The 22,833-nt window shown below is 41.4% G+C and carries 22 protein-coding genes; 17 read left to right on the top strand and 5 right to left on the bottom strand.

Annotation, left to right across the window (positions count from 1 at the left end):
- Positions 1 to 171: 171 nt before the first annotated feature.
- A complete protein-coding gene (dnaA, locus tag A6749_RS12435; RefSeq protein ID WP_066389914.1) occupies positions 172 to 1,518 on the bottom strand; it encodes a chromosomal replication initiator protein DnaA in 1,347 nt (448 codons plus the stop codon).
- Positions 1,519 to 2,208: 690 nt separating this feature from the next.
- Here dnaA and rpmH point away from each other — a divergent pair.
- From rpmH to A6749_RS12385, 11 genes are all read left to right on the top strand, one after another.
- A complete protein-coding gene (rpmH, locus tag A6749_RS27655) occupies positions 2,209 to 2,343 on the top strand; it encodes a 50S ribosomal protein L34 (protein WP_074033983.1) in 135 nt (44 codons plus the stop codon).
- Between the two features lie 193 nt (positions 2,344 to 2,536).
- Positions 2,537 to 2,893, top strand: a complete 357-nt coding sequence (gene rnpA, locus A6749_RS12430; RefSeq protein ID WP_066389913.1) for a ribonuclease P protein component — start codon at positions 2,537 to 2,539, stop codon at positions 2,891 to 2,893.
- Between the two features lie 128 nt (positions 2,894 to 3,021).
- A complete protein-coding gene (gene spoIIIJ / locus A6749_RS12425; protein WP_066389912.1) occupies positions 3,022 to 3,798 on the top strand; it encodes a YidC family membrane integrase SpoIIIJ in 777 nt (258 codons plus the stop codon).
- Positions 3,795 to 4,418, top strand: coding sequence for an RNA-binding cell elongation regulator Jag/EloR (gene jag, locus A6749_RS12420; RefSeq protein WP_066389911.1), 624 nt, complete (start codon positions 3,795 to 3,797; stop codon positions 4,416 to 4,418). The genes spoIIIJ and jag overlap by 4 nt, the downstream gene beginning before the upstream one ends.
- Positions 4,419 to 4,701: 283 nt before the next feature.
- Positions 4,702 to 6,087: a tRNA uridine-5-carboxymethylaminomethyl(34) synthesis GTPase MnmE gene (gene mnmE, locus A6749_RS12415; RefSeq protein ID WP_066389910.1), complete on the top strand. Its 1,386-nt coding sequence runs from the start codon at positions 4,702 to 4,704 to the stop codon at positions 6,085 to 6,087.
- Positions 6,088 to 6,191: 104 nt separating this feature from the next.
- On the top strand, positions 6,192 to 8,087 hold the full coding sequence (gene mnmG / locus A6749_RS12410; RefSeq protein ID WP_066389909.1) for a tRNA uridine-5-carboxymethylaminomethyl(34) synthesis enzyme MnmG: 1,896 nt from the start codon (positions 6,192 to 6,194) through the stop codon (positions 8,085 to 8,087).
- A 20-nt stretch (positions 8,088 to 8,107) separates the two neighbouring features.
- Positions 8,108 to 8,824, top strand: a complete 717-nt coding sequence (gene rsmG / locus A6749_RS12405; protein WP_066389908.1) for a 16S rRNA (guanine(527)-N(7))-methyltransferase RsmG — start codon at positions 8,108 to 8,110, stop codon at positions 8,822 to 8,824.
- 157 nt (positions 8,825 to 8,981) lie between these two features.
- The gene (gene noc / locus A6749_RS12400; protein ID WP_066389907.1) at positions 8,982 to 9,839 is read left to right on the top strand and encodes a nucleoid occlusion protein; all 858 of its coding nucleotides are present in this window, start codon (positions 8,982 to 8,984) and stop codon (positions 9,837 to 9,839) included.
- 247 nt (positions 9,840 to 10,086) lie between these two features.
- Positions 10,087 to 10,848, top strand: coding sequence for a ParA family protein (locus tag A6749_RS12395; protein WP_066389906.1), 762 nt, complete (start codon positions 10,087 to 10,089; stop codon positions 10,846 to 10,848).
- A gap of 4 nt (positions 10,849 to 10,852) precedes the next feature.
- On the top strand, positions 10,853 to 11,710 hold the full coding sequence (locus A6749_RS12390) for a ParB/RepB/Spo0J family partition protein (protein WP_066400949.1): 858 nt from the start codon (positions 10,853 to 10,855) through the stop codon (positions 11,708 to 11,710).
- Positions 11,711 to 11,818: 108 nt separating this feature from the next.
- Positions 11,819 to 12,526 (top strand): DUF554 domain-containing protein, encoded by a 708-nt coding sequence (locus A6749_RS12385; RefSeq protein ID WP_066389905.1) that lies wholly within the window; start codon positions 11,819 to 11,821, stop codon positions 12,524 to 12,526.
- A 42-nt stretch (positions 12,527 to 12,568) separates the two neighbouring features.
- Here A6749_RS12385 and yyaC read toward each other — a convergent pair whose 3' ends face one another.
- The gene (yyaC, locus tag A6749_RS12380) at positions 12,569 to 13,168 is read right to left on the bottom strand and encodes a spore protease YyaC (RefSeq protein WP_066389904.1); all 600 of its coding nucleotides are present in this window, start codon (positions 13,166 to 13,168) and stop codon (positions 12,569 to 12,571) included.
- 168 nt (positions 13,169 to 13,336) lie between these two features.
- Between yyaC and A6749_RS12375 the strand changes: the two genes are divergently transcribed.
- Together A6749_RS12375 and A6749_RS12370 are read left to right on the top strand one after the other, a co-directional pair.
- Positions 13,337 to 14,209, top strand: coding sequence for a mechanosensitive ion channel family protein (locus A6749_RS12375; protein ID WP_066389903.1), 873 nt, complete (start codon positions 13,337 to 13,339; stop codon positions 14,207 to 14,209).
- A 15-nt stretch (positions 14,210 to 14,224) separates the two neighbouring features.
- Complete coding sequence (locus A6749_RS12370; RefSeq protein WP_066389902.1) at positions 14,225 to 14,422, top strand: DUF951 domain-containing protein; 198 nt, start codon at positions 14,225 to 14,227, stop codon at positions 14,420 to 14,422.
- Positions 14,423 to 14,488: 66 nt separating this feature from the next.
- Here the strand turns inward: A6749_RS12370 and A6749_RS12365 are convergent, their stop codons facing one another.
- On the bottom strand, positions 14,489 to 16,495 hold the full coding sequence (locus A6749_RS12365; protein WP_066389901.1) for a molybdopterin-dependent oxidoreductase: 2,007 nt from the start codon (positions 16,493 to 16,495) through the stop codon (positions 14,489 to 14,491).
- A 133-nt stretch (positions 16,496 to 16,628) separates the two neighbouring features.
- On the bottom strand, positions 16,629 to 19,274 hold the full coding sequence (locus tag A6749_RS28930) for an SH3 domain-containing protein (protein WP_084797819.1): 2,646 nt from the start codon (positions 19,272 to 19,274) through the stop codon (positions 16,629 to 16,631).
- Between the two features lie 388 nt (positions 19,275 to 19,662).
- Here A6749_RS28930 and ychF point away from each other — a divergent pair, with 388 nt between their 5' ends.
- From ychF to rpsR, 4 genes are all read left to right on the top strand, one after another.
- On the top strand, positions 19,663 to 20,763 hold the full coding sequence (gene ychF / locus A6749_RS12355) for a redox-regulated ATPase YchF (RefSeq protein WP_066389900.1): 1,101 nt from the start codon (positions 19,663 to 19,665) through the stop codon (positions 20,761 to 20,763).
- Positions 20,764 to 20,963: 200 nt separating this feature from the next.
- Positions 20,964 to 21,251 carry a 30S ribosomal protein S6 gene (gene rpsF / locus A6749_RS12350; RefSeq protein ID WP_066389899.1) on the top strand — a complete coding sequence of 96 codons (288 nt, stop codon included), beginning with the start codon at positions 20,964 to 20,966 and terminating at the stop codon, positions 21,249 to 21,251.
- Between the two features lie 67 nt (positions 21,252 to 21,318).
- A complete protein-coding gene (gene ssb / locus A6749_RS12345) occupies positions 21,319 to 21,837 on the top strand; it encodes a single-stranded DNA-binding protein (protein ID WP_066389898.1) in 519 nt (172 codons plus the stop codon).
- A gap of 49 nt (positions 21,838 to 21,886) precedes the next feature.
- A complete protein-coding gene (gene rpsR / locus A6749_RS12340) occupies positions 21,887 to 22,126 on the top strand; it encodes a 30S ribosomal protein S18 (RefSeq protein WP_066389897.1) in 240 nt (79 codons plus the stop codon).
- A 46-nt stretch (positions 22,127 to 22,172) separates the two neighbouring features.
- On the opposite strand, the gene modB is transcribed toward rpsR, so the two are convergent.
- Positions 22,173 to 22,829: a molybdate ABC transporter permease subunit gene (gene modB / locus A6749_RS12335; protein ID WP_066389896.1), complete on the bottom strand. Its 657-nt coding sequence runs from the start codon at positions 22,827 to 22,829 to the stop codon at positions 22,173 to 22,175.
- Between the last annotated feature and the right edge of the window lie 4 nt (positions 22,830 to 22,833).

The raw sequence follows: 22,833 nt of genomic DNA, 5'->3' as shown, positions 1-22,833 counted from the left end.
TACTAGTAGGGCCTGTTAATATGTGGATAACTCGTTTTGACAATGGAAACACAGCCTATCCACATGTGGACAGACTGTGTATATATCATAAGAGGTTATTCACATTGTTAACAGCTGCAGACATGAGCCTATAAGTTCCTACCTTTAAAAAGGCTAGACTCTTAATTAGTATTAGACTTTCAAAAGATCATTTAATTCTTTTATCTGCTTTTGCAGCTGGGCATCTGTCTGAAGCAGCCTCGAAATTTTTTCATGGGCATGAATCACCGTTGTATGATCACGGCCGCCAAATTCTTCCCCTATTTTCGGTAAAGAATAGTCGGTTAATTCACGTGATAAGTACATGGCAATTTGTCTTGGGAACGCGACGGTTTTTGTCCGCTTTTTCGCCTTAAAATCCTCAAGTTTTACATTGTAATGCTCCCCAACAGTTCTCTGGATCTCATGAATCGTTATGACTCTCGGCTTAGAGCTCGGAATAATATCCTTTAGGGCCTCGGCAGCTAAATCTGCATTAATATCTTTGTTGATCAGCGATGAATAAGCGACAACCCGGATCAAGGCTCCTTCTAGCTCACGGATGTTTGAATCAATTTGGTTGGCAATATAAAGCATAACTTCATTTGGAATATCAAGGCCGTCTGCTTTTGCCTTCTTACGTAAAATTGCAATCCTTGTTTCCAAATCCGGCGGTGTAATATCGGTAATTAATCCCCATTCAAACCGTGACCGTAAGCGGTCCTCCAATGTCGGTATTTCCCGGGGCGGCCGGTCACTAGAAATGACAATTTGCTTACTTTCCTCGTGCAAGCTGTTAAACGTATGGAAAAATTCTTCCTGGGTCGATTCTTTTCCCGCTAAAAATTGAATATCATCAATGAGAAGAACATCGACATTACGATATTTATTTCGGAAACTTTCCGCCCGGTTGTCCCGAATAGAGTTAATAAATTCATTGGTAAACTTTTCAGAGGACAAATAGACCACTTTAGCTGATGGATTATGCTCCAATACATAATGCCCAATAGCATGCATTAAGTGGGTTTTTCCGAGTCCAACGCCTCCATAGATGAACAGCGGATTATAGGCTTTTGCTGGTGCTTCCGCTACAGCAAGTGATGCAGCATGGGCAAAGCGGTTGCCTGAGCCAATCACGAATGTATCAAACGTATATTTTGGAATTAAGACACTTGTCGGAAAGTCGTTTTGATCGTCATCCTTTTTAGTCTTTTTTGGCGGTGCTGCAATTTCCTGCTCTTCCTCTTTTAGATCTTGAGGAATAATAAATTTCGCCGATAAATGTTCGCCGGTAATTTCATATAAAATGTCTGCAATTAATTTTGAGTAGCGCTCTTCCAGCCAATCGCGGGCAAACTCGTTTGGAACATGAATGACAAGCAGATCGCCTTGAAGGGAATGGGCCTTCGTTGATTTAAACCATGTCTCAAAGCTGGGCTTGCTTATTTTCTTTTCAATATTAGCAAGAGCTGCCTGCCAAAGATCCGCAATATTTTCCAACTAATTTCCCTCCCTTTTTGTTAAATATTTTAAAGTTCTCTGTCTTCCACTTTAATATTAACGGAAGCTGATTGTTCATATTGGTAACTTTTAACGTACAATTCATAAAACGTTGAACTATAAATTTATCATTATATGAAAAGTAATTGTGGAAAACATATATAATAAGGAAAAAATGCAGGGTTTCGACACTATCCACTTCCTGTGGACAAGTTTCTACAGAGCCTCAGGATAACATATCCACATGTTATCCACAATTTGTGGATAAATAAATTTTGTTTGAAGTTATTCAGAGTGAAAACATAGATATAATATCAAATAATAGCAAGACACGCAATGCTTTTTCAAAACTTATCCACAACACCTACATATTGTGCATAGAAATTGTCCACAGGTAGATAATTTGTTAAAAACCTGTCAATATCTTGTGTGGATAGTGAAAAAAATGTCGATTTTTTATCCACAGTTATCATCAGGTTTTTATAGGGTGTTCTTCAGAGAACACTTGTGGGGAATTGCTCTTTTTAGTTAGAGTGCATTTTTTTTTGAAATTTTAATGCAAAGCGTGAAATTGGAAATTTGAAACAATGTTTGGTGAGCAGTTGACAATTTAAGGGGGACATCTTTATAATAAGTAAGACTGTCGTCTGAATTTGAATCTAGGACTTTTCCTTTTAGGGGGTGTCATATATGAAAAGAACTTATCAACCAAATAAGCGTAAACATAGCAAAGTTCACGGTTTCCGTAGTCGTATGAGCTCAAGCAACGGACGTAATGTTCTAGCTCGTCGTCGTCGTAAAGGAAGAAAAGTATTATCAGCTTAGACCACTGAAACGTCTCAGTGGTCTTTTTTCTAATTAAAAGCTGAAGCGCCTTGTCCTGGGGCGACAAGCACAAGTCGAGCCGCGAGAACGCTGCTTTTTAGCCTGCTTGAGAACCCGCTTGTGATCCTCGAGCCCCTAGGCGCTGATGCCGGATAGTAATCTAAAGGTTTCATTCGATTGAAGGTGTAGATGAATGAAAAAGGAATTGCGCATTAAAAGGAATAAAGACTTTCAAACGGTTTTTCAAAAAGGCAGATCCTTTGCCAATCGACAATTTGTCGTCTATGCGCTGCCAAAAGAGGAACAAGAGTATTTTCGCATTGGCTTGTCTGTAAGTAAGAAGATTGGTAATGCTGTTACTAGAAATAGAATTAAACGATATATTAGACAGTCCATATTAGAGCTAAAGGACCAGATGGCACTGGGGAATGATTATGTGATTATTGCCAGGAAACCAGTAGCTGATATGGATTTCTCAACAGTGAAGAGCAGTTTAACCCACGTACTAAAAGTGGGAAAAGTTTTAAACAAAAATGTAAAAAATCAATAAAACGGCTGCTTCCAATAAGGAAATTTTAATTCAAAAATGTTAAAATTACCTTTAAATACTGCATGTGGGACTATACATAATAAATTGTTTTATATAAATTCATTCTATTTTTGAGGAGGAAAACCTGGTTGAAAAAAAGAATATTACCTATATTTGGAGTGATGGCTGTCTTTCTGCTGTTAGGCGGATGCAGTCAGGTCAATAAACCAATCACTTCTGAAAGTACAGGCTTTTGGAATGAATATATTGTTTATCCATTGTCCTGGCTGATTAAAGAAGCTGCCTATTTGCTCGGAGGTAACTATGGGCTGTCGATTATTGTCGTTACCATTTTAATTCGCCTGGTCATTTTACCGCTGATGATCAAGCAGACGAAAAGTTCAAAAGCTATGCAGGCATTGCAGCCAGAAATGAAAGCGCTCCGCGAGAAATACAGCTCAAAGGATCAAAAAACACAGCAAAAGCTGCAGCAGGAAACCATGGCCTTATTCCAAAAACATGGTGTAAACCCAATGGCCGGCTGTTTTCCTTTAATCATTCAAATGCCTATTCTAATTGGCTTTTATCATGCCATTATGAGAACAAGGGAAATTGCTGAGGGCAGCTTCCTGTGGTTTGACCTCGGGGAAAAGGATCCGTTTTATATTTTACCAATCCTTGCTGGTATCACAACATTTATTCAGCAAAAGATGATGATGGCAGGAACAGAAAATCAAAATCCGCAAATGGCCATGATGGTATGGATGATGCCGATTATGATTGTTGTTTTTGCAATCAGCTTCCCTTCGGCACTTTCCCTTTATTGGGTAGTCGGAAATATCTTTATGATTGTGCAAACCTATTTTATTAAAGGACCGGATTTAAGAGCGCAAGCTACCGGTAAAGCGGGAGGAACTAAAAAGTGAAACAGGTAACTGCTACAGGACAAACCGTCGAAGAAGCAGTAGAGTCAGCTTTAGCACAATTAAACACATCAAAGGATCAAACAAGTATTGATATTATTGATGAAGGTAAAAAAGGGATTTTTGGCATCTTTGGGTCTCGTCCGGCTGTTGTGAAAGTGACTGTGACCATTAATCCGCTTGATGAAGCAAAGAAATTCTTACAGCAAGTGAGTGAACAAATGGGTTCCCCTGCAGATATTGAAATAAAGCAGGAGGGCAAGCAGGTTTATTTTACGCTATCAGGTGAAAAGATTGCTTTATTGATCGGAAAGCGCGGACAAACCCTTAATTCGCTGCAATATTTGACGCAGCTGGTGATTAACCGCTTCTCTGAACAATACTTAACGGTGATTTTGGATGCCGAGGATTATCGCAATAGAAGAAGTGAAACTTTGATTCAGCTGGCACAGCGCTTAGCACAAAAGGCCGTTAAGACTGGTCAGGAGGTTTCATTAGAACCGATGCCATCCTATGAGCGAAAGGTGATTCACACGGCATTGGCAGAAAATAAACGGGTGAAGACCAGTTCAGATGGTACAGAGCCGCACCGCTTTGTCGTAATTTCACCGGTAAAAAAATAACTTTTATCATAACTCAGGGACATCCTTCCTATTCGGAAGGGTGTTTTTTTATGCTCATTTTTAGGAAATAGCCAGTTGCTGTGCTCCTAATTTACATTTTGTGCATAACTTTCAGTGATTTTGTTTTATTGTTATTCACATGTGGATAAGTTAAAATAATACAAGACTTTTATTAAGTTGTGGATGGATTACTTAAAAAACAGGGCTTATTGTGATATTCTATTTTTTTGGGTGAAAATTTATTTTTTTATATAGAAATTGTTGATGTGAAGGGGTGAAGAAAATGGATTTTGATACAATTGCGGCGATATCGACGCCAATGGGGGAAGGTGCGATTGCGATTGTTCGGTTAAGCGGGGAAGAGGCAATTCCGATTGCAGACAAGCTGTTTAAGGGGGCAAATGGCAAAACCCTTGCTGAACAAGGGAGCCATACGATTCATTATGGACATTTACGGGATCCAAAAAGCGGCCAAGTGGTGGAAGAGGTCATGGTGTCTGTGATGAAGGGACCTAAAACCTTTACAAAAGAGGATGTCGTGGAAATTAACTGTCACGGCGGACTTGTCTCGGTTAATCGCGTGCTGCAGCTTGTGTTAAATCACGGGGCAAGGCTTGCGGAACCGGGCGAATTTACAAAGCGTGCCTTTTTGAATGGACGGATTGATTTATCACAGGCCGAAGCGGTGATTGATTTAATTCGGGCGAAAACAGACCGGGCAATGAATGTCGCGCTTGGGCAGATGGAAGGAAGGCTTTCCCGGCTGATCCGCCGCCTGCGTCAGGAAATATTAGAAATCCTTGCTCATATTGAGGTCAACATCGACTATCCTGAGTATGATGATGTAGAAGAAATGACCCATACGATGCTGCTGCCAAAAGCGAATTATGTTCGGAAAGAAATCCATAAGCTTTTGCAGACATCGCAGCAAGGGAAAATTCTCCGCGAAGGGCTTTCGACTGTTATTGTCGGTAGACCGAATGTGGGGAAATCCTCATTATTGAACAGCCTCGTTCAGGAAAATAAAGCAATTGTCACTGATATTCCCGGAACAACAAGGGATGTCATTGAAGAGTATGTGAACGTCCGCGGGGTACCGTTAAGATTATTAGATACAGCCGGAATCCGGGAAACAGAGGACATCGTAGAACGAATTGGTGTTGAACGGTCCCGCCAGGTTTTAAAAGAAGCTGATTTAATTTTACTTGTGTTGAATTACTCGGACAAGCTGACAAAAGAGGATGAAAATCTGTTTGAAGCAGTCAAAGGAATGGATACCATCGTTATTGTCAATAAAACAGACCTGCCGCAGCAGATTGACCTTGATAGGGTTCATGAGCTGGCGAAGGATCATCGGATTGTCACGACGTCTCTATTGGAAGACCGTGGTGTGGATGAATTAGAGGAAGCGATTGCCTCATTATTCTTCGCGGGTTCGATTGAAGCTAAGGATGCCACCTATGTATCAAATAGCCGCCATATTGCACTTTTGAACCAAAGTTTGGGGGCTATCGATGAGGCGATTAGCGGTGTTGAAATGGGTACTCCAATAGATATCGTACAAATTGATTTAACGAGAACCTGGGAGCTGCTAGGGGAAATTATCGGCGACAGTGTCCACGAAAGTTTAATTGACCAGCTGTTCTCACAGTTCTGTTTAGGAAAATAAGGACAGTTTACGGTTTACACTAAGGTGACAAGGTAAACCGTAAGCTCGACATTACTATGTAAGGCATTTTTTCCGCGGGTTGCGGAAAAGGAGGAACAAACATTATGCAGCAATTTGAAGCAGGCAGTTATGACGTCATCGTTGTCGGTGCCGGGCATGCCGGCTGTGAGGCGGGCCTTGCGGCGGCAAGAATGGGCGTCAATACATTAATGATAACGATCAACTTAGACATGGTGGCCTTTATGCCATGTAACCCGTCTGTCGGCGGTCCGGCAAAGGGGATTGTTGTCCGGGAAATTGATGCCCTCGGCGGGGAAATGGCTAAAAATATTGATAAAACGTATATTCAAATGCGAATGCTCAATACCGGCAAGGGCCCCGCAGTGCGCGCCTTACGCGCTCAGGCAGATAAATTTGCCTACCAGCATGAAATGAAAAAGACGCTTGAAGAGGAACCAAACCTTACCTTAATCCAGGGGATGGTAGAACAACTAATTGTTGAGGACGGCGTTTGTAAAGGTGTGATCACAAAAACCGGAGCGATTTACCGTTCCAAGACTGTCGTTATCACGACCGGGACATTCCTGCGCGGGGAAATTATTATCGGAGAATTAAAATATTCAAGCGGCCCAAATAATCAACAGCCATCGATTAAGCTGTCCGAGCACTTAGAATCGCTTGGCTTTGAACTCGTTCGCTTTAAGACTGGGACACCGCCAAGGGTCAATGGAAATACCATTGATTACAGCAAAACAGAGATCCAGCCCGGTGATGAAGAGCCAAGGGCATTTTCATATGAGACAACCAAATATATTACCGACCAGCTTCCTTGCTGGCTGACATATACGAACGAACACACGCATCAATTAATCGACCAGAACCTGCACCGTTCACCAATGTATTCCGGAATGATTAAGGGAACGGGTCCACGTTACTGCCCGTCAATTGAGGATAAGGTTGTCCGCTTCAATGATAAGCCGCGTCATCAGATTTTCCTTGAGCCTGAAGGCCGCAATACGAAAGAAGTGTATGTTCAAGGCCTTTCGACAAGCCTTCCTGAAGATGTTCAGCACAAGCTGATCAAAACAGTGCCTGGTTTGGAACAAGCGGAAATGATGAGGCCGGGTTATGCTATCGAGTATGATGCAATTGTACCGACACAGCTTTGGCCGACGCTAGAAACAAAAGTAATAAAGAATCTATATACTGCCGGGCAAATTAACGGAACTTCAGGATATGAAGAAGCAGCCGCTCAAGGCATCATGGCCGGGATTAACGCAGGGCTAAATGTCCAAGAGCGTGAAGAACTCGTATTAAGCCGTTCGGATGCATATATCGGTGTTTTGATTGATGATTTAATTACAAAGGGAACGAATGAACCATATCGACTGCTGACATCCCGGGCGGAGTATCGTCTGTTGTTAAGACATGATAACTGCGATTTACGTTTAACGGAAATAGGACACAAGATTGGCTTAATCCGTGAAGAACGTTATCAGGCATTTTTAGTTAAAAGAGATAAGATTGAAACGGAAAAGGAACGATTACGTTCAACGATTTTAAAACCATCTGACAAAAATGTTCAAGAGCTGATCCGAAGCATCGGCGGAAGCGAATTAAAGGATGGGATTCGTGCTTCTGACCTGTTAAAACGTCCGGAAATGACATATGAATTGCTGGAAACTTTAACAACGTCGGAAATTCCTTTAGATGCCGATTTAAAAGAGCAAGTGGAAATTCAAATTAAGTATGAGGGCTATATTGACAAATCGTTGCAGCAGGTTGAACGATTAAAAAAGATGGAAGATAAAAAGATTCCGGAAAATATTGATTATGATGCCATTTCTGGGCTTGCTACGGAAGCGAAACAAAAGCTGAAAAAGATCAGACCGTTATCGCTGGCACAGGCATCGAGAATTTCCGGGGTAAACCCTGCTGACATCTCCATCCTGCTTGTCTACTTGGAACATGGGCGGATTGCCAAAATAGTCAATGAATAAGTGAGTGAGGAAGTTAGCGGATGAATATTGAACAATTTATCGCAAGTCTGAAGGAAAAAGGAATAACCCTGACAGAAAAACAGCTCGATCAGTTTGAAAAGTATTATGAAACCCTTGTTGAGTGGAATGAAAAAATGAATTTAACAGCGATCACGGATAAAGAAGATGTATATTTAAAACATTTCTATGATTCCATCACCGCTGGGTTTTATTTTGATTTTACCAAGCCCTTACGTCTCTCTGATGTCGGGGCTGGTGCTGGTTTCCCAAGTATTCCATTAAAAATAATTTTCCCGGAAATTGAGGTAACGATAGTCGATTCCTTAAATAAGCGAATTTCTTTCTTAAACCATTTGGCCAATGTGTTAGGGCTGGAAAAGGTTCAATTTGTTCATGACCGGGCTGAAACATTTGGCGTTAATCCGAAATACCGGGAAAGTTTTGATGTTGTCACCGCACGTGCTGTAGCGAGAATGTCAGTTTTAAGTGAGCTATGTTTACCGCTTGTAAAAGTTGGGGGACATTTTCTAGCTTTGAAGGCGGCAAATGCGGAAGAGGAATTGAACGCAGGCAAAAAAGCCATCACAACTTTTGGCGGCAGGCTTGAAAGCATGTCCACCTTTACATTGCCAATTGAAGAATCAGAACGGAATATCTTAATTATTAAAAAAGAAAAGCAAACGCCAAAAAAATATCCTAGAAAGCCTGGGACTCCGGGAAAAACACCAATTGAGTAGTTAAAACTGAAAAACCAGCTCATAATTTGCAAATTATTGTAAGATAAAATCTGCTTAGGGGAACTAACAAAATTTTTGTAAAAATGTTATCCTAGGCAGGAAGAATAAATTAGAATAGAGAATATGTAATAGGGAGTTTCGAAAGGTGGTGTTGGGGATGAAGAGTTCGTTTACACGCTTTTTTGGCCTCGGTGACAAAGGAGAACAAACGGTTGAGGAAGAATTAACTATTGAAAGAAATGAAGAAATCAAAAAAATACCCATCGATCAAATAGTTCCTAACCGTTTTCAGCCGCGAACCGTTTTCGATGAGGAAAAAATTGAAGAATTATCGCGAACCATTCATATACATGGGATTATCCAACCAATCGTCGTAAGGGAATTTGCTGTTGACCAATTTGAGATTATAGCCGGTGAACGGCGCTGGAGAGCAATGAAAAAGCTAGGATGGTCCGAAGCACCGGCCATTGTCAAAGATATGACCGATACGGAAACAGCTTCTGTTGCGTTGATTGAGAATCTGCAGCGGGAAGAGTTATCTCCGATTGAAGAGGCGATTGCTTATGGCCGGCTGTTAGAACTGCATAACTTAACCCAGGAGGCGCTGGCGCAGCGCTTAGGAAAGGGGCAGTCGACTGTTGCCAACAAGCTTCGGCTTCTCAAATTACCACAGCCGGTTCAAGATGCGTTATTAAATAAAATCATCACAGAGCGCCATGCCCGTGCATTGATTCCGTTAAAAGATCCGGAAAATCAGGTAGCCTTGCTTGCTGAAATCATTGAGAAGAATTTCAATGTCAAGCAGACGGAAGACCGAGTTGCCAAGCTTTTAGAAGAGAAGACAGCCAAACCGAAACCAAAACGTAAGGCATTCAGCAAAGACATGCGAATTGCTGTGAATACGATTCGTCAATCGCTGTCCATGGTCACAGACAGCGGCATTAATCTCAACTCTGAGGAAGAAGAGTTTGAAGATTTTTACCAATTTACCATTCGTATTCCAAAGAAAAAATAATAGATTTCATTATAAAAGAACCAGACATCTGCCTTGTTTGGTTCTTTTATTTTTACAAATTTACAATTTTGCTTGGAGCGGACCACAAAGTACCCCCTCCTATTTGGAATATTTTTTGAAAAAAATCAACAACCTGGTCGATTCATGATAAAATAGAGAAATGGAATTTTAATTTTCACGCATTAAAATTGCTAAATGCGAGAATGCGAGAAAAATATTTTTTTAGAAGTAAAGGATGGGTGACAAAGTGGGTAAAATCCTTTCAATCGCGAATCAAAAAGGTGGAGTTGGTAAAACAACTACCTCTGTCAACCTAGGCGCCTGTTTAGCATATATTGGCAAGCGAGTTTTATTAGTAGACATAGATCCGCAAGGAAATGCAACAAGTGGTATTGGAGTTGAAAAAGCTGTTGTTGAACAGTGTGTATATGATGTTTTGGTAGATGATGTTGAGGCAAAAGAAGTCATCCTGCCAACAGCTGTAGAAAATTTGTATGCGATACCGGCCACAATTCAGCTGGCAGGGGCGGAAATTGAATTGGTACCGACGATTTCCAGAGAAGTTCGCCTAAAAAGGGCCCTCGAGGAAGTAAAGGATCAATTTGATTATATTATTATTGATTGTCCGCCATCATTAGGGCTGTTGACGCTCAATGCTTTAACCGCATCAGATTCCGTTATTATTCCAGTACAGTGCGAGTATTATGCCCTAGAAGGATTAAGTCAATTATTAAATACTGTTAGACTCGTGCAAAAGCATCTAAATAAGGATTTAAAAATTGAAGGAGTCTTATTGACGATGCTGGATGCACGGACTAATCTCGGGATTCAGGTCATTGAAGAGGTTAAAAAGTATTTTCAGGATAAGGTTTATAAAACAATTATTCCACGAAATGTACGTCTAAGTGAGGCACCGAGCCACGGTGAACCAATTATTACGTATGATGCAAAATCCCGCGGGGCAGAAGTGTATGTAGATTTGGCAAAGGAAGTGGTCGCAAATGGCTAAAGGCTTGGGAAAAGGCTTAGGGAAAGGTTTAGACGCTATTTTTTCCAATATGGAGGCCGGGAAAGAAGAAACGGTTCAAGAAATTAATATTAAGGAACTAAGACCAAACCCTTATCAGCCGCGGAAATTCTTCCAGCAGGAAGCAATCGAGGAGTTAAAGGCTTCTATTATCGAACATGGAATCCTTCAGCCGTTAATCGTCAGAAAAAGTATAAAAGGCTACGAGATTGTTGTCGGGGAACGCCGCTATCGGGCAGCAAAGGAAGCTAAGCTTTCTGTCGTACCTGCCGTAGTGAGAGAATTTACTGAACAACAAATGATGGAGTTGGCTGTCCTTGAAAACCTGCAGCGGGAGGATTTAAATCCGATTGAAGAGGGACAAGCCTATCAAACCTTAATGGAAAGGCTTAAGCTGACACAGGAAGAAGTGGCAAAACGGTTAGGAAAGAGCCGGCCGCATGTCGCTAACCATATCCGGCTGCTATCCCTGCCGCCAAAAATCCAAGAGTTTATTTTGGATGGAAAGATCTCAATGGGGCATGGCCGGGCATTGCTGGGACTTAGAAAAAAGGCCAATCTGCCAATGGTAGTAGAAAAGGTCATCAACGAATCGATGAATGTCCGTCAATTGGAAAAGTGGATTCAGCAATTAAATGAAAATGTTCCACGTGAAACAAAGAAGCCGGAGAAGAAAAAGGATGTCTTTATTCTAGAGCGTGAACATTCCCTTCGTGAACGGTTTGGTACGTCGGTTTCGATTAAGCAAAATAAAAACAAGGGGAAAATTGAAATTGAATTTTTCTCCCAAGATGATTTAGAGAGAATTTTGGAGATTCTCGGCCAAAATCAAGAATCATTGTAAGCCATCTATAGGATGGTTTATTTTTTTATAAAATTCTTTTCAATAGATTGAAAACATGATAGGTTAAATTTAATACTATTTCGAGAGGCGAAAATAAGGAGAAGTACGATGTTTTTATTGGGGACACTTGTTAATGGATTATTAATTATTATCGGCACGCTCCTTGGGAGGTTATTAAACAGAATCCCTGAGGGAATGAAGACGACAGTCATGTATGCAATTGGCCTTGCAGTTATGGTCTTGGGCATGCAAATGGGTTTAAAAAGTGAAAACTTCTTGATTGTCATTATCAGCCTTGTCCTGGGTGCGGTAATTGGCGAATGGATGAAACTGGAGGATAAATTAAACGATGTGGGCAAATGGCTGGAAGGTAAGGTCGGGTCAAATGGAAAAGGCAGCATATCGGAAGGCTTTGTGACCGCGACATTAATTTTTGTCATTGGGGCGATGGCGATAATTGGTGCCTTAGACAGCGGCATCCGCGGCGATCACGATATATTATACACTAAATCAATCATTGACGGATTTACAGCTTTAATTCTCTCTTCCACCCTTGGAATCGGCGTTATTTTTTCCGCTATTCCAGTTTTATTGTATCAAGGATTAATCGCCTTGTTCGCCACACAAATCAATCAATTTGTTCCAAAGCTGTTAATGGACCAGTTTATTATCGAGATGACGGCAACAGGCGGTATTATGATTTTTGCCATTGGATTAAATTTAGTTGGTTTAACGAAGGTGAAGGTTGCCAACCTCCTTCCTGGTATTGTCGTTGTCGGGATTATTGTAACGATTAAATATTACTTTTTTACGTAAAAAAGAAAGGGACCTCCTGTGCTCTAGGCTTAGGTCCCTTCTTTAATTAGTCTTTTCCTCTTCTTTAACGGCTGTTTTATCATATAGCAGTCCTGCCAAATAAATACCCTCAGAGATGGCTTTGGCCATTTTCATTACTAAATTCAAGCGAGTATTTTGTAACACGAAAAATTCCATAAAGCCGCTGACATTGACAATTCCTGTAATGTGCATATCACCGACCGCAGGGAGCTCTTTATTTACCCCGGCTCCAGGCTTCACCGGACCGTTTCCAACTTGAATCACACCAACATTTTTCGTGCGGCCCAGGCAGGCATCAATTCCAATAATGTATGGATTTGAGTGTTTCATTTGAATCTCTTTTAGTTTATCTTCAAGATTTACCGCGTGAATCGGTTCATCAAGCGTTCCGTACACATAAAAGGACTGCAGCTTTTTTTCATTCAATAATGTGCCAATTAACGGCCCTAAAGAGTCGCCTGTGGAGCGATCAGTGCCAATACAGACAAAGACAATGGGGCGGCTGGTTACTTCAGGAATATAGCCAAGCAGCTCGGCGGCCAGATTTTGGGCGGCATGAGCATCATCATGGAAGATTTGTGTTTTTACCTTTTTATCGAAAAAGTGCGCTTTTAGATTCATTACGGTCCACCCCTTACCCACGTTCAATCATGTGCTTTAACATTATACGGAAAATTTAGAATATCTATACATGGTCCAGCTAAAAATGCTAAAAACACTTCACTATTATCTATTCATAAAAATTGTTAAAATAGATTAGGTATAAAAGTTTCGAAAGCAGGGGGATAAATGGAAGATCTTACAACTGAAAAAGGTTTTAAAAAAAATATCATTGATAAATTTCAAAATGAAGATACATGGATTAACTTGGGTGAAGGGCTTTTAAAAATTTTCATTATTATGGCCATTGCCAATATCATTATTCGAATCGGGAAAGTAGCCATTCATAACGTTTTTAAACTAAGAAATCTATCGCCGCTTAATAAATCAGAACGGCGGGAAGAAACATTAGCAAAGCTTTTGGATAATACGCTCACATATGTCGTGTATTTTATTGCCATTATGATGGTTCTATCCGTTTTGGGAATAGACGTTAAGGCGCTGATTGCCGGGGCTGGGGTTGTTGGCTTAGCTGTCGGATTTGGGGCACAAAGCTTGGTGAAGGATGTCATTTCAGGGTTTTTTATCATTTTTGAGGATCAATTTTCCGTTGGCGACCATATCCGGGTAGCAGAATATGAAGGAAACGTTGAAGCTATTGGGTTAAGAACAACAAGAATCAAAAGCTGGACTGGGGAAGTGCATATATTGCCGAACGGCAGCATCACTCAGGTTACAAATTTTTCTCTGAACAATAGTATTGCGATTATTGATATTGCCATTTCTTATGGTGAAGATATCGAAAAGGCTCAAAAGATTATTGAAGATGCATTGATAAAAATGCCGAGTCAATACGAAGCGTTAGTTGCTACCCCAACACTGCTTGGGATTCAAACAATGGGGCCGACAGAAGTTGTCTTGCGGGTTACTGCGGAAACTTTACCAATGCAGCATGCGGGTATTGCCAGAATGATTCGAAAGGATATCAAGGTTATTCTAGACAATCATGGAATTAAGGTTCCATCGCCGAAATATATAATGTATCCAGATGGGCAAAAATAATAAGGGGTGAGCATGATGGAGGAAAAGGAATTTGGACTAAATGATGTGGTAGAAATGAAGAAACAGCATCCATGTGGGACAAATCGCTGGAAGGTCATTCGCATGGGCATGGACATCCGGATCAAATGCGAAGGCTGCGGCCATAGTGTAATGATCCCCAGAAGAGAGTTTTCCCGGAAAATGAAAAAGATTTTGGTGAAGCATGAAGGATAACATTTCATGCTTCTTTTTTTGGTGTCAGGCACCATGTGAAAAATTCACATGGTGCCTGACACCTGCTTATATTTTTTCAAGATTAACAAGGCAGTCGTAGACGGTGCTGCCTAAGCCATTGTCTGATTCGCGGCTTGAGGTTAGGTTGTTTACTGGTCCGCCAAATCTTCGCCAGATACCTTCATCGATATTCATCGTATTAGGGTGGGCTGCTGATAGAATAGAGATAAATCCTTTCACTTCTCCGCGGTCGTTCCAGACTCTGACTTGGTCGCCATTTTGCAATCCTAGATTATCGGCAATATTTGGGGCAATCTCAACTTTAAGCTTTACCTTCTCGCCTAACAAATGATAGTTTTGCGAGTGGTTGGAACGCAAAGGGTGAATAGTCAGCAAACTGTATGGATATTTTGCTGCAAGCTCTGGATTAGACCACTTAGATTCATCTGGAAGGGCAAAAGTTAATTCCCCAGGAAACCCTTTTTGCTGCCCCAATTGGGAGGTAAATTCAAATTTACCTGACGGTGTTGCAAAATTCCTTTCCTGCCAAGGAATTTTTGTTACCGGCAGCTCTAATGTGCTTTTTTCTTTTAATTTTTCAAGGGATAAGCCTTTATCCTTTAATGGCTTTAATGTCATGTTGAGCCATTCATCTCTTGTGAAGTTAAAATCCTCACCAAATCCAAGCCGCTGGGCTAACTCTGTCCATATCCACAAATCGGATTGCACTTTCCCAGGGGTCTCTTGAACAAGTTTAGGACCGTAATTAACGTAATGATGATACATGGAAGAATAATAAAAGTCCTCTTCCTCAAATGCTGTGGTAGTCGGCAGCACATAATCAGCAAGCTTTGCCGTGTCGGTCATGAATTGCTCAATAACAACTACTGTTTCAACCGAAGAAAATGCCTTTTCAACCATTGTTGAATCAGGAACCTGGGTGAGCGGGTTGCCACAGGTTACAACAATCATCTTAATTTCCGGATTCTTTGCCGTTAATACATCCTCTGCCTGTTTCATGATCGAAAATAAACGGTGGTTTTTTCTGCGGCTCGGAAGGGTTAATTCCTCAAATGCAAAGCTTTGTCCGACCTGGATATTGGCATAATTTGCGCCGCCGCCGGGAATGCCGATGTTGCCGCTGACTGCGACAAGGGCATCAATCAGGCGAATGGTGTTACCACCGTTTTGATAACGCTGTAAGCCCAGCCCCATAAAGGTCGCTGTCGGCTTATCGGCATAAACATACGCTAAGTTTGTGATAACCTTGGCGGGAACCTCCGTCATTTCACTTATTTTTTCAAGGGAAAAACTATTTATTAACTTTTCTAAGTCGGCAAATCCTTGGGTAGACTTTTCGATAAATGCCTTGTCTTCAAGTTTCAAACGGAGCATTTCCTTGATAATCCCCGCAGCTAAAATACCGTCCATACCAGGCTTTATTGTAATATACTCATCAGCAATTTTAGCCGTTGCGTTAAACAGCGGGTCAATCACAATGAGTTTGGCACCGTGCTTCTTGACTTCCAGCAGCTTCTCGTAAAAATGCATATTGGTACGCGCCGCATTTCGGCCCCAAATGATAATGTTTTTGCTGTTGTAAATATCATTTGGTTCGTGGCTTAAGGCGTTGCCAAAATCCCATTTCTGCGCTTCAATTCCTGCACCCCAGCAAAGGGAACCGTATAGCTCGGTGACGCCTCCATAACAGTTAAAAAAGCGTTGATCGAGGTTTTTTAATATCCCATTATTTGCATAATCATGGCTGTGCAGGACAGCTGTTGTTCCGTACTTTTCTTTAATATCCATGAATTTAGCTGCGATTTCATCAAGTGCCTGCTCCCAGGAAATTTGTTGAAATTGACCGTTCACCTTTTTTAAAGGGTACAGTAAGCGATCAGGTGAGTTTGTTCTTGTTTCAAGCATCCTGCCGCGGCCGCAGATTTTCCCTTTCGTAATCGGGTGATCGGGGTCTCCTTCGACCTTAGTCACCCGACCGTTGTCCACTGTTACATGAAAACCGCAGCTATCCCAGCAATTTAACGGACATGCTGCTTTTACTACCTTTGCCAATAGATTCACCCCCAAATGCAGACTTTTTAAATAAGGATAATACAATTTTTTGAAAAATACTATTATATTTCTTTTGGTATTATTATAAAAAACATCCCACAGATCAGCTCTCTATGGGACGTTTAAGAGTAATTTATTTATACTGCGGAATTTCTAATACAAGTTTATAGGAATCTATTAAACTATATAAATTATACATTTGCTTGACTTGTTTTGCTGCCCATCCGATATCTGTGGCGTACTGGTGTGTTGCTCTTCCGTTCGCTGCCGCAGCACGTGGATTCCACCGCATTTTATAAAGGGTATCCTGGCCGGCATTGATGTAGCCGTTGGCAATAAATTGTGCTCCGCCAATAATGGCATCTTCAGGCGTAAACCAGCCGGAATTATAGGCAAACTGTGCCCCGCTGTTAATGGCATCAGCGTCATAGGCCCCGATTCCGTACATATTGTATACTTTTTTTCCGTTAACCTGCACACCATTGGCCAGTTCAGAGCGCCCGTTACTAGTTTCTAAAAGGGCATGGGCAATTAAATACATCTCATTGATCCCATATTTTTCTCCGGCTGTAATAAAGGTTGCCGCCAAACCTTGTAAAATACCTTTACCGGATAGCACTCTATCATTTACTTCTTTGGCATCAAGCTCTGTTGTGACAGATAGTTTCAGAAATTGCAGCGAATTAGCTGTGGTGCCAAGGAAATTTTTCGGATTCACATAATAACTGACATCATCAGGACTGGCATTGACCCATGTTTTATTATAGGCTACCTTGTACCAGTCAAATCCATCTTTGCCTTTAACGGTTGCGAGAATTTGCAAGGTATCTTTATCTTTCACTTGCCCAACATTCCAATATTCAGCCCCGGCGCCGCCTCTTACGTTCCAGCTCGGACCATTTACGATACCATTTGTAGGACTCGTTAGGGTTAAGGCATCGGACCTAATATATGTATCATATTTTTTATCAGTTTGCGGATTAGAAGCCATCTCTATTTTTACCATGTCCGCTAAGCTAAGGTTGTAGCTTTCATACACTTTTTCGATACTTGGACCCGTTGTATTTGGGTTAAACGGAGCAGTATCTGATAAATATTGGGAGCTGACATATCCCGTTTTACCATTTGCTGTTACTTGTGACCAGCCATTTGCTTCAGATAGTACGGTGACCAGCGTACCACGTGCCAGTTTCGTAATAACATCTGCATTAGCGGATGCGGCGGCCCGCATATTTAAGCTGGATCCATAAATAACATTGACATATTTTTCAACTGCTGTCGGCTTGCTCTGATTTGAACCATTATTGCCAGAAGAGCCTGAACCTGATCCGGTATTTGATCCAGGGGCGGTAGTGGAACCAGACCCGGTGTTAGAACCCGGAGATGTGTTTGATCCGCTGCCGGTGTTTGACCCAGGTGCTGGATTTTTTATAGTGTTCGAGTCAGATCCGGCCACCGGTTTAGTGGCTGTAAGGAAATCAGAACTTACGTATCCCGTTTTTCCGTAAACTTGAATTTTGGCCCAGCCGTTTGCTTCAGAGTAAACAGTGACTTCTACACCCCTGGCAAGCTTTAGTAATACGGATGCTTTTGTTGAGGCGGCTGTCCGCATATTCAATGACGAGCCAAGCTTGACATTGATATATTTTGTGACTGTTTTTGGCGTCTCTGTTTTAGGCGGTGGTGGTTTCGGGCTTGAAATTTTTGAGACTAGAAATTCTGAGCTAACAAAACCTTGCTGCCCATTAACTTGAATTTTGGCCCAGCCCTTAGATTCTGAAATAACCTTTACTTCGGTGCCGTTTGTCAGTTTTGTAATAATGGCAGAGCTGGTTGAAGTGCTTTTTCTAACATTTAATTTCGAGCTCGCCTTTATATTGACATATTTAGTAGTGATTTTTTGGGTACTCAAAGACGAATCGTTGTTTGTACTTTGAGATTTATCACCTAAAAAGGCGGAACTGACATAACCTGTTTTCCCATATGCCTCCACTTTTGCCCATCCGCCAGAGATGGAGTAAACCTTGACAGAAGTTCCTTTTGCCAGCTTAACTATGATCGATGCACTGGTGGAAGCGCTATTACGCATGTTTAATGACCCGCTCGATACATTGACATATTTAGTAACCGGTGTCGTTATGGATTGGTTAGTGAAACCACTGGAACCAGAGTTAGAGTTGGAATCTTTGGAAGTTAAGAAACTTGTGCTGACATATCCAATCTTGCTCCCGGCCTTTACTTTGGCCCAGCCTTTGGCTTCTGAATAAACGGTTACTGTGGACCCTTTTTTTAGAGACCCAATGACTTTTGAACCGGTAGAAGCATTTTCGCGTAGATTTAACGAACCGCTCGCTATATTTACATATTTAGTAACCGTTTGGGTTGTTGATTGCTTTGTGAAGCTGTCGGAATTTGCAGCAGATAAAAAGCTCGTGCTGACATAACCGTCTTTCCCATTTGCTTTCACCTTGGCCCAGCCATTCGCTTCAGAATAAACCGTTACCGCTGTCCCTTTTGCAAGAGAGGTAACGATAGCTGCTTTGGTGGAAGGGGTTTTGCGCAAATTTAATGACCCGCTGGAAATATTGACATATTTTGTTGTTACGTTGCTTTTTACACTTGATTGTACCGAGTTTGGCTGCTCAGCATAAACTGCCTCATGAAATGCACCGGTTGATAGAACCGCAAAGCAGAATGTAGGAATCATTGCCTTTTTTACAACTTTTCCCGGCATTCGGGGTTGTTCGGGTTTGGTATGTGGTACGTTTGTCTTTCTCATTACTCCCCCTCCAAGTTTTTACATAGATATGTATAAATCTCCTTGTATTTGGCGATACTAGAGTGGATTTTGTAATAAATTTTACCATATTTACTAATTAAATAGAGAACTTTGTTGAAAATTGCTGAAATTAACTTTAACTTTTTTGAAAAATTGGTAGAATGAGAGTCTTTTCTCCTGTAAGCTTTCTTGTTTTTTTGCTGACAAATGCCTATAATTGTGAAAGGTATTTGTAAAGGGGCGGAGCGCCGCAAAAAACGGAAACCTTTATTTAAATGTGGCAGAAAGTTTTTTGTTGGGAATTAAGTGAAGTTTAGCTCTGCTCACACGACCTTTATAAAATTAATGATATTAAAAATAGATGAAATTTCTTGAGGAGTGAACGTGAATGGCTTTAACCGCTGGAATTGTTGGGCTGCCGAACGTTGGAAAGTCCACATTATTTAACGCAATTACCCAAGCTGGGGCTGAATCAGCAAACTATCCTTTCTGTACGATTGACCCGAATGTCGGGATAGTAGAGGTGCCTGACTATCGTCTGCAAAAATTAACCGAACTTGTACAGCCTAAAAAGACTGTACCGACTGCATTCGAATTTACTGATATTGCCGGGATTGTAAAAGGTGCCAGCAAGGGTGAAGGCTTAGGAAACAAATTCTTATCACATATTCGTGAAGTAGATGCCATCTGCCAAGTAGTTCGCTGCTTTGCTGATGAGAACATCACCCATGTGTCCGGTAAAGTTGATCCGATTTCCGATATTGAAACAATTAATTTGGAATTAATCCTTGCTGATATGGAATCGGTTGAAAAACGTATTAGCCGTGTGGAGAAGTTAGCGAAACAAAAGGACAAGGATGCAGCAGCAGAATTTGAAGTTCTTTCTATGTTACGTGATGCCTTCGAAGAGGAAAAACCAGCTCGTTCAGTTGAGTTTTCCGAAGAGCAAATGAAACTTGTAAGACATTTGCATCTATTAACCATTAAACCAGTTCTTTACGTTGCCAATGTCAGTGAAGATGATGTTGCAGATCCATCTGATAATGAGTACGTAAAACAGGTTCGTGAGTATGCGGCAAATGAAAATGCCGAAGTGATTGTGATTTGTGCGAAGATTGAAGAGGAAATTGCCGAGCTGGAAGGCGAAGAAAAGCAGATGTTCCTTGAAGAGCTTGGAATTGCAGAATCTGGGCTTGATCAATTAATTCGTGCCGCTTACAGCTTGCTTGGTCTTGCCACATATTTCACAGCAGGTGTACAGGAGGTTCGTGCTTGGACATTTAGAAAGGGCATGAAAGCACCACAATGTGCCGGCATCATTCACTCTGACTTCGAACGCGGATTTATCCGCGCTGAAACAGTTTCCTATGACGATCTTCTAACCGCAGGAAGCTATAATGCCGCCAAAGAAGCCGGCAAAGTCCGCCTGGAAGGAAAAGAATACGAAGTAAAAGACGGCGATGTCATCCATTTCCGTTTTAATGTGTAATAAATTGGAATAGGGTGTCAGGCACCATGTGAATTTTTCACATGGTGCCTGACACCTTTGTTTGTTAATCAAAATTTGGCATAATTGTGAAGGACATTGCATTATTGTCAAGCCTGTGATATAATTTCAACTTGTGAGTAATGAATAATTGCTCCTTGCCCTTAAAGAAGGGCCGTTTAGACCAAAAGGAGGTGACCGTGATGAATAAGTACGAAATTATGTACATCATCCGCCCAAACATTGAAGATGAAGCAAAAAAGGCTCTAGTTGAGCGTTTTAACACAATTCTTCTTGAAAATGGTGCGGAGACTGCTGAAACAAAAGATTGGGGTAAGCGTCGTCTAGCTTACGAAATCAATGATTTCCGTGATGGCTATTACGAAATCGTGAAAACATCTTCTTCAGCAGATGCAGTGCAAGAATTTTCACGTCTTGCAAAGATTAGCGAAGATATCATTCGCCATATTGTAATTAAAGAAGAAGCGTAATATTTAATATAAAATTTTTTCAAATGTTCCACATGGAACATTGTGGAAGGAAAAGGAGTTGATTCTGATGATGAATCGTGTCGTGCTTGTTGGCCGTTTAACAAAGGATCCTGAATTGCGTTATACACCAAGTGGAGTAGCGGTTGCTACCTTTACTTTGGCGGTAAATCGTCCGTTTTCCAATCAGCAGGGTGAACGCGAAGCAGACTTTATCAATTGTGTTGTTTGGCGTAAACCAGCTGAGAATGTCGCTAACTTTTTGAAAAAGGGAAGCATGGCGGGTGTAGATGGTCGTATTCAAACGCGTAATTACGAAGGTCAAGATGGACGCCGTGTCTATGTGACTGAGGTCTTGGCAGAAAGTGTTCAATTTCTTGAGCCTAAGAACTCTTCAGGCAACACTGGCGGCGGCGGAAGAAGCAACGATTTTTACGGTGCTCCTCCAAGAGAGCCTCAAGGTTCTTCATATGGTGGCGGCAATCAGAATCAACGACAAAATTCCAACCAAGGGTTTACAAGAGTGGATGATGATCCATTTGCAGGAAGCGGACAGATTGACATCTCAGATGACGATCTTCCATTCTAATGTAACCTTTAATCAACGGGTTTATTAAATTCTAAAGGAGGGAATTTTCATGGCAGGAGGACGCAAAGGCGGACGTGCAAAGCGTCGTAAAGTGTGCTATTTCACAGCAAATGGCATTACTAAAATCGACTACAAAGATGTAGATTTACTTAAAAAATTCATCTCTGAACGCGGTAAAATTTTACCACGTCGTGTAACTGGTACAAGCGCTAAATACCAACGTAAATTAACTGTTGCAATCAAACGCTCTCGTCAAATGGCATTACTACCATTCGTTGCAGGCGAATAATAGTTATAAAAAAAGGCACCCCCGCTGGGTGTCTTTTTTTATGCCGTTAAGCTTTTGTTATGTGAACGCACAGCAGCATGATAAATGAAATCCCAATCATGCTGGCAACCCATAGCCACGCAAGCTGCATGTTACCGGAATCAAGGGCGACATAAATGGCCGTGGGAATCGTTTGCGTTTTCCCCGGGATATTGCCGGCAAACATTAATGTCGCGCCAAATTCCCCCAATGCCCTGGCAAAGCTTAAAATGGCTCCAGATATTATCGCTTTAAGGGCAAGAGGAATTGAAATCGTCATAAATAACTTAAGTTCATCCGCTCCGTCCACCCGGGCGGCATTCTCAATATCCTCATCAATACCTTCAAACCCCGCTTTTGCCGATTGATACATTAATGGAAAGGCTACAACAGTTGAGGCAATAATGGCAGCCCATTTTGTAAACATAAGCGGCTGCTGAATCACCCATTCAATTAGCTGGCCAACCGGACTATTTCTGCCAAAAATAACAATCAGTAAAAAGCCGACAACAGTAGGCGGCAATACCAGCGGCAGCAGAAAGACCGTTTCCACAAGGACTTTCCCTCTAAAATGTCTGCCCGCCATCATTTTTCCGAAAAAAAGCCCAAATACTATTACCAAGACACCTGAAATAGAAGCAATTTCAATTGATAGTTTGATCGGTGACCAAAAGTTTACTGCCATAGGC

This window comes from Neobacillus mesonae, assembly GCF_001636315.1.
Lineage (GTDB): Bacteria > Bacillota > Bacilli > Bacillales > Cytobacillaceae > Neobacillus > Neobacillus mesonae.
This window is presented reverse-complemented; position numbering and strand designations above follow the sequence as displayed.